Source organism: Haemophilus sp. oral taxon 851 str. F0397 (genome assembly GCF_000242295.1).
Classification (GTDB): domain Bacteria; phylum Pseudomonadota; class Gammaproteobacteria; order Enterobacterales; family Pasteurellaceae; genus Haemophilus.
In genome coordinates this window covers 167380-179118 of the sequence record NZ_JH591080.1, presented here as the reverse complement: position 1 = coordinate 179118, position 11739 = coordinate 167380, and the positions used below count along the sequence as shown (strand labels likewise).

Annotated in this window: 12 protein-coding genes; 5 read left to right on the top strand and 7 right to left on the bottom strand. The window is 38.3% G+C overall.

The annotated features are described in order from the left end of the window. Position 1 precedes the first annotated feature (1 nt). From ftsL to HMPREF9096_RS02560, 4 genes are all read right to left on the bottom strand, one after another. Entirely contained in the window at positions 2 to 325 is a 324-nt protein-coding gene (gene ftsL, locus HMPREF9096_RS02545; protein WP_005643553.1) for a cell division protein FtsL, read from the bottom strand. A 2-nt stretch (positions 326 to 327) separates the two neighbouring features. Beyond that, positions 328 to 1293, bottom strand: a complete 966-nt coding sequence (gene rsmH, locus HMPREF9096_RS02550) for a 16S rRNA (cytosine(1402)-N(4))-methyltransferase RsmH (protein WP_009766824.1) — start codon at positions 1291 to 1293, stop codon at positions 328 to 330. 37 nt (positions 1294 to 1330) lie between these two features. Further along, on the bottom strand, positions 1331 to 1786 hold the full coding sequence (gene mraZ / locus HMPREF9096_RS02555; RefSeq protein ID WP_009766823.1) for a division/cell wall cluster transcriptional repressor MraZ: 456 nt from the start codon (positions 1784 to 1786) through the stop codon (positions 1331 to 1333). A gap of 202 nt (positions 1787 to 1988) precedes the next feature. After that, positions 1989 to 3575, bottom strand: a complete 1587-nt coding sequence (locus HMPREF9096_RS02560; RefSeq protein ID WP_009766822.1) for a carbon starvation protein A — start codon at positions 3573 to 3575, stop codon at positions 1989 to 1991. A gap of 198 nt (positions 3576 to 3773) precedes the next feature. Between HMPREF9096_RS02560 and HMPREF9096_RS02565 the strand changes: the two genes are divergently transcribed. Further along, positions 3774 to 4007, top strand: coding sequence for a zinc ribbon domain-containing protein (locus tag HMPREF9096_RS02565; RefSeq protein ID WP_009766821.1), 234 nt, complete (start codon positions 3774 to 3776; stop codon positions 4005 to 4007). Positions 4008 to 4041: 34 nt separating this feature from the next. Here the strand turns inward: HMPREF9096_RS02565 and fdhD are convergent, their stop codons facing one another. Further along, positions 4042 to 4854, bottom strand: coding sequence for a formate dehydrogenase accessory sulfurtransferase FdhD (fdhD, locus tag HMPREF9096_RS02570; RefSeq protein WP_009766820.1), 813 nt, complete (start codon positions 4852 to 4854; stop codon positions 4042 to 4044). 275 nt (positions 4855 to 5129) lie between these two features. Between fdhD and fdnG the strand changes: the two genes are divergently transcribed. From fdnG to fdhE, 4 genes are all read left to right on the top strand, one after another. Further along, positions 5130 to 8216, top strand: a complete 3087-nt coding sequence (fdnG, locus tag HMPREF9096_RS02580; RefSeq protein WP_156791782.1) for a formate dehydrogenase-N subunit alpha — start codon at positions 5130 to 5132, stop codon at positions 8214 to 8216. A gap of 1 nt (position 8217) precedes the next feature. Next, the gene (fdxH, locus tag HMPREF9096_RS02585) at positions 8218 to 9156 is read left to right on the top strand and encodes a formate dehydrogenase subunit beta (protein WP_005643539.1); all 939 of its coding nucleotides are present in this window, start codon (positions 8218 to 8220) and stop codon (positions 9154 to 9156) included. Further along, positions 9149 to 9865, top strand: coding sequence for a formate dehydrogenase subunit gamma (locus HMPREF9096_RS02590; protein ID WP_005628717.1), 717 nt, complete (start codon positions 9149 to 9151; stop codon positions 9863 to 9865). Before fdxH ends, HMPREF9096_RS02590 begins: the two co-directional genes overlap by 8 nt. A gap of 73 nt (positions 9866 to 9938) precedes the next feature. Continuing rightward, on the top strand, positions 9939 to 10847 hold the full coding sequence (fdhE, locus tag HMPREF9096_RS02595) for a formate dehydrogenase accessory protein FdhE (protein ID WP_009766817.1): 909 nt from the start codon (positions 9939 to 9941) through the stop codon (positions 10845 to 10847). Positions 10848 to 10891: 44 nt separating this feature from the next. On the opposite strand, the gene rimI is transcribed toward fdhE, so the two are convergent. After that, positions 10892 to 11332 carry a ribosomal protein S18-alanine N-acetyltransferase gene (gene rimI / locus HMPREF9096_RS02600; protein ID WP_009766816.1) on the bottom strand — a complete coding sequence of 147 codons (441 nt, stop codon included), beginning with the start codon at positions 11330 to 11332 and terminating at the stop codon, positions 10892 to 10894. A 2-nt stretch (positions 11333 to 11334) separates the two neighbouring features. Further along, complete coding sequence (holD, locus tag HMPREF9096_RS02605) at positions 11335 to 11739, bottom strand: DNA polymerase III subunit psi (protein ID WP_009766815.1); 405 nt, start codon at positions 11737 to 11739, stop codon at positions 11335 to 11337.

The following is an 11739-nucleotide window of genomic DNA, read 5'->3' as shown; positions in this document are numbered from 1 at the left end:
ATTATTCTCTAATTTCAACTTCTTGTTCTGGGGATAATGTTTTCATTTTTAAGGTGCCAACAGCAATAGATTCTACTCTAGTACTGTCTCCTTCCGTTGCTTCTTGCACTTGCAAATTTCGATATTCACTTTCAAGTGCTTGGCGCTGTAAAACCAATTGACCATTTTCAGAAATTAGTCGGCGAGTCTGATGAGTTACCCAAATCACGCTCATTGATGAAATCAAAATCGCAACCAATAACAACACAATTAATTTATTTGAAGAAAATAGATCTTCGACCAAAATCTGTTGTAACGGATAACGAGGCTTATTATTTTCAGACATCACTAAATTCTCTCCGCCACACGCAATACCGCACTTCTTGAACGAGGATTTGCTTGAATTTCTGCATCACTTGGTTGAATTGCTTTACCTATAATTTTTAATTTTTGATTACGTTGAATTTGGTCTTCTCGCAATGGCAAACCTTTAGGGATATCCTCACCTTTACTTTGTTTTTTCATAAAATGTTTCACCATTCTATCTTCTAAAGAATGGAAACTAATAATTGATAAACGCCCTTCTGGCGCTAACATGTCTAAAGCAGAATTGAGTACACTTTCCAATTCATCTAATTCTGCATTGATGAAAATACGAATAGCTTGGAAACTGCGAGTCGCAGGATGTTTATATTTATCTTTGAAAGGTACCGCTTGTGAAATAAGCTCAGCTAATTGACTAGTACGAGATAAAAATTCGGTGGCATTTTTGACCGCACTTTTATTGTAATCAACAATGGCCGTCGCAATATGTTTAGCGAAACGCTCTTCGCCAAAAGTTTTCAAAACCCAAGTTAAATCCTCAACCGATACTTGTTTTAACCATTCTTCTGCTGATAAACCTTGAGTCGTGTCCATACGCATATCAAGAGGGCCATCTTTCATAAAACTAAATCCACGTTCAGCTTCATCAAGCTGTGGGGATGACACGCCAAGATCAAGCAAAATGCCGTCAATTTTGCCAACCAAATTTAATTTTTCACAAATTTCAGGAATATGGGAAAAGCTGTTGTGTTCAATCTGAAAACGTGAATCTTGAATTTTTTGAGCTTCAGCAATGGCTCTGGGATCACGGTCAATTCCAATGAGACGACCATTTGAGGATAATTTAGAAAGGATTAAGCGAGAATGACCACCACGGCCAAAAGTACCGTCAATATAAATTCCATTTTCCTTCAATGCCAAGCCATTCACGGCTTCGTGAAGTAAAACTGTGATATGTTCAGGTGAAGAAAAGGAATTTTCAGTATCCATAAATACAATATAAAAGTAAAAAACGGTGAATCATTTTCTATAATGAGAAATCTTTCAAAGCCTCAGACACAAAGTCTGCACTTGAACCAATTTCTATATCTTCTTCAATTTGGGCATGCCATTCTACAGCACTCCAAATTTCAAATTTATTAAGTTGCCCTACCAACATTAAACCTTTTTCTAATTTTGCATGTTGGCGTAATGGTCCGCTAAGCAAAATACGGCCCTGAGCATCCATCTCACATTCAGTGGCGTGACCAAGCATTACTCGTTGCAAACGGCGTTGGGTAGGATCAAAATTAGAAAGTGCGAGAAGTTTTTGTTCGATTTTTTCCCATTCATCAAGGGGATAAAGTAAAAGACAAGGTTGGCGAATATCGACGGTACAAACCATTTGCCCTTGGTTCTTTTCAAGAATTTCAGAGCGATAGCGGGTTGGGATCGCTACGCGTCCTTTAGAATCTAAATTAACCGCTGTTGCACCACGAAACATATTACGCCTTCAAAATTAAACTTATTTTGAGAAATTTTTCTAAAAATCTCCACAAAACACCACTTTTCTCCACATCTGCGTAAGTGTATAATTTGTTTGCTTAAGTTGCAAGCGATTATCCCTGAAATACCCCTATTTTTTATCAAAAAAAAACCGTTTGAGACGATATCTCAAACGGTTTTTTAAAATCAAATTATCTTGATTAATTATTCACATACGCTTCTTCATCACGCTCGCCTAATGGCTTAAGCATAGCGAAGAATAACACGATACAAACAATTGTTGTTGCAAAACCAAGATAAACTGAAAGTTGATAATCTAAACCAAAACCGATTTTGTTGTAGAACAAGTAAGTTGCACATACTGTTGTAATAAACCAAGCCGGAATAGACGCAACCCAGTGGAATTTATGGTAGCGATATAAGTATGCGGCCGCAGTCCATAACATTACCATTGCTGTCATTTGGTTTGCCCAAGTGAAATAACGCCATAACACGCTAAAATCAATGGTTGAAACAAAATAGCCTAATACGAATAGTGGTACAGCAATTAATAAACGTTTAGGTAATGAACGTTGGTCGATATGGAAAATTTCCGCTAATTGTAAACGAGCTGCACGGAATGCGGTATCGCCAGAAGTAATAGGTAAAACCATCACACCTAACACTGCAAAAATACCACCGATAAAACCTAAGAAGTGTAATGAACTGTCATATACAACTTTAGATGGTGAACCTGCTGCAATTGCATCTTGTAATGCTTGTGGGTTTTCATAGAATGCAAGACCAACCATACACCAGATTAACGCAATTACACCTTCAGCAATCATTGCACCGTAAAAGATAAAACGGCCTTCTTTTTCATTTTCAGCACAACGCGCCATTAAAGGAGTTTGAGTTGCATGGAAACCAGATAATGCACCACAAGAAATAGTTAAGAACAATAATGGCCAAATTGGAACATCGCCCTTCACTTGAAAGTTTTGAGTGAATTTCTCTAAAGTTAAACCTTGACCATCTGCATTGATAGTACGGAAGAACTCAATAGGGTCGACAGCACTAAAGTGTGCAGAAACTAAGCCATACACCATACCCACAGACATAAATAGCAACAATGCGCCAAAGAGCGGATAGATTCGACCGATAATTTTGTCGATCGGCAATAAAGTCGCAAGAATATAGTAAGCAAAAATAATAATGGTCCAAACTGCAACAACAGTTGCTTTATCCATTCCCCATACTTTGATACCACCGGCTTCAACTGCATGATGAACAGCCTCAGCATCACCTAATTGTAACGCACCTTGAGATGCGCCCAATAAGTCCATGGTAATCGTACCCATTAATTGAGCTGGGCTTGATACAAACACAACACCCACTAATAATAAAAGTACAAGTGCTAATGTGTTAATAAATACTTTTACAGGACGACCTAAGAATTTTCCAGCTAAATGTGGCATAGTTGCACCGCCATGACGGATACTCAACATACCACAGAAATAGTCATGTACTGCACCGGCAAAAATACAACCGATTACAATCCAAAGCATTGCCACTGGTCCGTATAACGCACCAAGAATTGGACCAAAAATAGGACCAGTTCCAGCAATGTTTAATAATTGAATTAACCAAATTTTGGTTTTTGACATTGGCATATAATCCACGCCATCATTCACCTGATAAGCAGGGGTCTGACGTTGTGGATTAATCACAAAGATTTTTTCGATAATTTTTCCATAAACAAAGTAACCAAGAATCAAGATGGCTACACAAAAGAAAAACCATAACATAGAAAGGCTCCTCAAAAGATAAAAGAAAGTATTTAGTAGATGCCCTAAACAAGCCGCGGTATTCTATTTCAAATTGTTTAAAATCAAAAATTGAATTTAAGAAATTTTATGGATTTGTGACTTACATCACATTTGTAAAACTGAAGAATTCTATTAGAATACTAATAAATAAGTAATTTTATAATTATAGAGAAAAAGATGGCCTTAACTCGATGCCCTGAATGCAGAAAAAAGATTAGTGAAAATGCAGAAAACTGCCCTAATTGTGGTTTTTCTTTCAAACAAACGGATTTAGAAATTTATAAACAACAATTAGAAGCACGCAGATTACATAACGCTGAAATCAATCGTAAAAGTACAAAACTCCACATAATTTGGTTTTGCATCTTTGCTATTTTTATCGCGCTGGCTAGTTGGATTACAAATAAATAGAAAAAATATCTCGTATATAGAGTTACTTCAGATATCAACTATTAATTCGTTCATCTCCACCATAGATATTCCCTTTACCTTCTCTTGCAAAACCAATCAAAGTCAAATTATGTGCTTCAGCCATTTTCACAGCAAGATCAGTTGCCCCAGAAATGGTCACTAACATTTCCACCCCACAAGAAATAGTTTTTTGAACCATTTCATAACTTGCACGACTCGAAGCAACAATAATTCCATTAGGCTTACCTGATTTTGCATGCCAGCCAAGTAATTTATCAAGCGCAACATGACGACCCACATCTTCAAAAATAGCAAGCATCTTACCTTCTAAATCAAAAAAACCACAAGCATGAGTCGAACCTGTTTGCTGACCTAATCGTTGATTTTTATGAAGATCTGACAAACAGCCATCGAGTAAATTCAAATCAAACTTAAAAGTGCGGTCTAATTTTGGAAAGTTTTTATATACCTGATTAAGCTGCTCCGTGCCACAAATGCCACACCCAGTACGTCCAGTTAGGGTACGACGATGCTCTTTTAATGCCATAAATTTTCGGCTAGACAGTTCAATTTGCACTTCAATACCATTGCAAACTTCCACAACATCGATACCGTAAATATCCGAAGGTTTTTCAATAATGCCTTCTGTGAGAGAAAAGCCCAGAGCAAATACCTCTAAATCTTTCGGTGAACACATCATAACCGCATGAGAAATACCGTTATAAACTAATGAAACTGGCATTTCGACAGCTAGAAAATCTTCTTTTGATTGTAAAAGTGCGGTTGAATTTTCTATACTTTTATTTCTTTTAAAAAAGTTAATCGTTTGTTTAATCACCCAATCCATTCTTTACCTACCCATTACTAAAATGTAAAAAAAATGTTAATATTTTTATAAATTTATGATCTAGATCATAATTTTTCTGCGTTATAATGCCATTTGATTATGGATTTATCGTTAAAAAATCGTTATTCTAGTCGCCCATAAATTGGCCTACTTTTGAACCAATTTACGATGTTGAGTAACGTTATTTTAACGAAATCAACCAAATTATCTAGTTACACTAGACGAATTTATTACTATCTAAACATCTCAACAACTTGTTGTTGAAAGGAGTGATTATGCAGATCTCAAGAAGAAAATTCTTTAAGGTCTGTGCAGGTGGTATGGCGGGAACATCAGCTGCGATGTTGGGTTTTGCTCCAGCAAGTGCGTTAGCTGCGCCGCGTGAATACAAATTATTACGCGCATTTGAATCTCGTAACACTTGTACATATTGTGCCGTAAGCTGCGGTATGTTGTTATACAGCACAGGCAAACCTTACGATTCATTAAGCAGCCACACTGGCACCAATACTCGTTCAAAATTATTCCATCTCGAGGGCGATCCAGATCATCCGGTTAGCCGTGGTGCACTCTGTCCTAAAGGTGCTGGCGCCCTTGATTACGTAAATAGCGAAAGCCGCTGTTTATACCCTGAATATCGCGCACCAGGTTCTGATAAATGGGAGCGAATTTCTTGGCATGATGCTATTAAGCGTATTGCCCGTTTAATGAAAGATGACCGTGATGCTAACTTTGTTGAAAAAGACGCAAGTGGCAAAACTGTGAACCGTTGGGCAACTACAGGTATTATGACTGCATCTGCTATGAGTAATGAAGCTGCACTTCTTACTCATAAATGGGTGAGAATGTTAGGCATAGTGCCGATGTGTAACCAAGCGAATACTTGACACGGACCAACGGTAGCAAGTCTTGCTCCATCATTTGGTCGCGGTGCCATGACAAATAACTGGGTTGATATCAAAAACGCAAACCTTATCATTGTTCAAGGTGGTAACCCTGCTGAAGCTCACCCTGTTGGCTTCCGTTGGGCAATTGAAGCAAAGAAAAACGGTGCGAAAATCATCGTGATCGACCCTCGCTTTAACCGTACTGCATCTGTTGCTGATCTTCACGCCCCAATTCGTTCTGGTTCTGATATCGCATTTTTAATGGGTGTCATCCGTTACCTATTGGAAACAAACCAAATTCAACACGAATACGTTAAACACTATACTAATGCCTCATTCTTAATTGATGAAGGTTTCAAATTTGAGGATGGTTTATTTGTAGGTTACAACGAAGAAAAACGTAACTACGATAAATCTAAATGGAACTATCAGTTTGATGAGAACGGACAGGCTAAACGTGATATGACATTACAACACCCTCGTTGTGTCATTAACATCTTAAAAGAGCATGTTTCTCGTTATACCCCAGAAATGGTTGAACGCATTACAGGTGTAAAACAAAAACTCTTCTTACAAATCTGTGAAGAAATTGGTAAAACCTCTGCCCCAAATAAAACGATGACGCATCTATATGCGTTAGGCTTTACCGAGCATTCAATCGGTACACAAAATATTCGTTCTATGGCGATGATCCAATTACTTTTAGGTAATATGGGTATGCCTGGTGGTGGTATTAATGCATTACGTGGTCACTCCAATGTACAAGGTACAACAGATATGGGCTTATTGCCAATGTCTTTACCGGGTTACATGCGTTTACCAAACGATAAAGATACCTCTTACGAGCAATACATTAACGCGATTACACCAAAGGATATCGTTCCAAACCAAGTGAACTATTATCGTCATACTTCAAAATTCTTTGTTAGTATGATGAAAACCTTCTATGGTGATAAAGCAACCAAAGAAAACGGTTGGGGTTTCGATTTCTTACCAAAAGCAGATCGCTTATATGACCCGATTACTCACGTTAAGCTGATGAATGAAGGCAAATTACACGGTTGGATTTTACAAGGCTTTAACGTATTAAACTCATTACCGAACAAAAACAAAACTGTTGCAGGAATGAGTAAGTTAAAATTCTTAATCGTGATGGATCCGCTTCAAACTGAATCTTCCGAATTCTGGAAAAACTTTGGTGAGTCAAACAATGTAAATTCTTCAGAAATTCAAACTGAAGTCTTCCGCTTACCAACAACCTGTTTTGCTGAAGAAGATGGTTCGATTGTAAACTCAGGGCGTTGGGCTCAATGGCACTGGAAAGGTTGCGATCAACCAGGTGAAGCATTACCAGATGTTGAAATTCTTTCTATGATTCGTGAAGAAATGCATCATCTTTACCAAAAAGAAGGTGGTCGTGGTATTGAATCATTTGAAGCAATGACTTGGAATTATGCTCAACCACACTCACCAAGTGCGGTAGAATTAGCCAAAGAATTAAATGGTTATGCGCTAGAAGATCTTTATGATCCAAACGGCAACTTGATGTACAAGAAAGGTCAATTACTCAATGGATTTGCACATTTACGTGATGATGGGACAACAACATCAGGTAACTGGTTATATGTTGGTCAATGGACTGAAAAAGGCAATCAAACCGCAAATCGTGATAACTCAGATCCATCAGGTTTAGGCTGCACCATTGGTTGGGGCTTTGCATGGCCTGCAAACCGCCGCATACTTTATAGCCGTGCATCATTAGATATCAATGGTAATCCTTGGGATAAAAACCGCCAATTAATAAAATGGAATGGTAAAAACTGGAACTGGCATGATGTAGCAGACTATGGTACACAACCACCAGGTTCTGATACTGGACCATTTATTATGTCTGCTGAAGGTGTAGGTCGTTTATTTGCAGTTGATAAAATTGCAAATGGTCCAATGCCTGAACACTATGAGCCAATTGAAAGCCCAATAGATACTAACCCATTACACGCTGCAGTGGTAAGTGATCCTACAGTACGTATTTATCCTGAAGATAAAGAATTTATCGGTTCAAATAAAGAGTTCCCATTCGTGGCAACAACTTACCGATTAACGGAACACTTCCATAGTTGGACTGCGCAATCTGCATTAAATATCATCGCACAACCACAACAATTTGTGGAAATCGGTGAAAAATTAGCAGCAGAAAAAGGCATCCAAAAAGGCGATATGGTAAAAATCACTTCTCGTCGTGGTTATATTAAAGCTGTTGCCGTGGTTACGAAACGTCTTAAAGATCTCGAAATTGATGGACGTACCGTACACCATGTAGGTCTTCCAATTCACTGGAATATGAAGGCCTTAAATGGAAAAGGTAATCGTGGATTCTCTACTAATACCTTAACACCATCTTGGGGTGAGGCAATCACGCAAACACCAGAATACAAAACATTCTTGGTAAATATTGAAAAAGTTGGGGAGGCATAATATGGCTGGAACTGCTCAAGGAGTTCAAACGCAAGACGTTATTAAAATCTCCGCAACTTCAGGCTTAACGCCTGCACCACAAGCGCGAGATCATAAAGTTGAAGTGGCAAAATTAATTGATGTCAGTGCATGTATTGGTTGTAAAGCTTGCCAGGTTGGCTGCTCAGAGTGGAATGACATCCGCTCTGATGTAAATGCGCAGTGTCATGGTATTTACGATAACCCTGTAGATCTAAATGCTAAAGCATGGACTGTGATGCGCTTTAACGAAGTAGAAGAAAACGATCGTTTAGAATGGTTAATCCGTAAAGATGGCTGTATGCACTGTGCAGAACCTGGTTGTTTAAAGGCTTGTCCTGCACCAGGTGCTATCATTCAATACGCCAATGGTATTGTGGATTTTCAATCTGATAAATGTATCGGGTGTGGTTATTGTATTGCTGGCTGTCCATTCAACATTCCACGCATGAATCCAGATGACAACCGTGTGTACAAATGTACCCTTTGCGTGGACCGTGTTTCTGTAGGTCAAGAGCCTGCATGTGTGAAAACTTGTCCAACCGGTGCAATTCGTTTTGGTTCTAAAGAAGAAATGAAACTCTACGCAGAAAAACGCATAGCTGATTTAAAATCTCGTGGTTATGAAAATGCAGGACTTTACGATCCTCCAGGTGTAGGCGGAACACACGTAATGTATGTGTTACATCACGCTGATAAACCAGAGCTTTACAATGGTCTTCCAAAAGATCCACAAATCGATTTAAGTGTGACCTTATGGAAAGATGTATTGAAACCAGTAGCGGCAGTTGCAATGGGTGGCTTGGCATTAGCTGAAATCGCTCACTACTTAACTGTAGGTCCTAATATTGAAGAAGATGTGGAAGATCATCACCACGAATTTGAAGAAGAAAAACCATCTAAGGGGGAAAACAATGAGTAAAATTGAGATCAACAACGATACTCGAATCGTCCGCCATAGAACGCCAGCACGTATTAGTCACTGGATGTTGGTAATCTGTTTCTTTATGACAATGTTCACTGGTGTTGCATTTTTCTTCCCTGATTTCGCATGGTTAACAGAAATTTTAGGTACACCACAAATTGCGCGTGCAATTCACCCATTTACTGGGATTTTAATGTTCTTCGCCTTCATCTATTTGGCATTATTGTACTGGGATCACAATATTCCAGAGAAAAACGATATTCGCTGGGCAAAAGGTGTCGTTGAAGTTCTTAAAGGGAACGAACACGCGGTTGCTGATAATGGCAAATATAACCTTGGTCAAAAAATGCTCTTCTGGACATTAAACTTGGCAATGGTAACGTTATTAGTCACTGGCATCATTATGTGGCGTCAATATTTTTCGCACTACTTCTCAATCCCAGTATTGCGTTTCTCGATTCTGCTCCATTCTTTGAGTGCATTTATGTTATTCACTGGTATCTTAGTGCATATGTATATGGCATTCTGGATTAAGGGTTCAATTCGAGGAATCATTGAAGGTTGGGTAACCGTTCGTTGGGCGAAGAAACACCACCCGAAATGGTATCGCGAAGAAATTTTACCTGAGCTTGAAAAAGATTTACTCAACGAGCAATCAGGTAAAAAAGGCAAAACCAAAGTATTATTTAAAGGATTTGGCAAATAAGCTGAAATCTTGAAAAAGAAAAAAGTGCGGTTAAAATTGACCGCACTTTTTATTATGAAAGTGAGAAAAGAACATGAGTATCAAAATCTTATCAGAATCAGAAATCAAACAAGCAGCGAATTCCTTCCAAACGCCTGCTGTGTTATTTGCCAATCCTAAGAATCTTTATCAACGCAGGGCAAAACGTTTAAGAGACTTAGCACAAAATCACCCACTATCAGATTATTTATTATTTGCTGCAGACATAGTTGAGAGCCAACTTTCCACGTTAGAAAAAAATCCTTTACCGCCACAACAGTTTGAACAGCTAAATGATATCGAGCCACTAAATGCAAAAACCTTTAAAAGAAACAGCATCTGGCGTGAATACTTAACTGAAATTCTTGATGAAATTAAACTAAAGGCTAATGAGCAAGTATCTGCTACGATTGAATTTCTTGAGAAAGCATCCTCTACCGAATTAGAAGAAATGGCAAATAAGCTCTTATCACAAGAATTTAATTTAGTCAGCAGTGATAAAGCCGTCTTTATTTGGGCCGCACTTTCCCTTTATTGGTTACAAGCAGCTCAACAAATTCCTCATAATAGCCAAGTTGAAAACGCCGAAAATCTCCATCACTGCCCTGTTTGTGGCTCATTGCCTGTTGCAAGTATTGTACAAATTGGTACATCACAAGGTTTACGCTACTTACATTGTAATTTATGTGAAAGTGAATGGAATTTAGTACGCGCACAATGCACCAACTGTAATAGCCACGACAAACTCGAAATGTGGTCGTTAGATGAAGAACTTGCACTTGTTCGTGCCGAAACCTGTGGTAGCTGTGAAAGTTACTTAAAAATCATGTTCCAAGAAAAAGATCCTCACGTAGAGCCAGTAGCCGACGATTTGGCTTCTATTTTCTTAGATATTGAAATGGAAGAAAAAGGTTTCGCACGCAGCGGATTAAATCCATTTGTTTTTCCAGCAGAAGAAGCATAAAAAATATAGCCTAGGGTAAACATCCTAGGCTATATCATTTGTATCTATAAATAACAGGCCATTACCACGGCATTTTCTCGTCCACCACTGGGTTTCGGATAATAACTTTTTCGAATATCGACTTCATTAAAACCAATTTTTTCATACAAGAAACGAGCTGGGTTAGATTCTCTGACTTCTAGCCATAAGGTCTGTACACCTTTTTCTTTCAACCGAGCGATTAACTCATTCAACAATAATTTCCCCAATCCATTACCTTGATGAGACGGTACAATAGCAATATTAAACAAAGTCGCTTCATCCAATACTGTTTGGCAAATAGCAAAACCAATAATCTGATTATTCTCTATTAATTTTAAATTAAGATAACGCTCACCTTGATTATTTTTTAACGTACCAAATGACCAAGGCACAAGATGTGCTTGCTGCTCGATTTCATACAATCGGTCGAAATCACTGGCTTCAATTTGAGAAATAATAGACATAATTAAGGCTGCTGAATTTGTTGCCACAACTCTCGTTTGGCTTGGTAATTAGATTGAAATTGTTGCCAACTTGGCGAGCGATAAACACGCTCAGCCTGCATGCAAAATGGTAAAGTGCGGTCAATTTGGTCACTATTTTCTGATAATAACCAATAACAAATAAGCTGCCTACATTCGATATGCTGGATTTGATCGTAATTCAAACATAAGCAATCTTCTTTTTTAAGATCAAGGCTGAGTAGCACATCCGCCAACAAAGGCGAGCCACTTATATTTTCATCAGAAACAGTGATAAAGCGAATATTCTCCGCAACACTAATTCCTACTGAACCTTGTAGCACCTCTGGGCGATATAACGTCCACTGGGAAATACCCATTTCTTGTAAAAGAAGATCGCGTCTATTCAT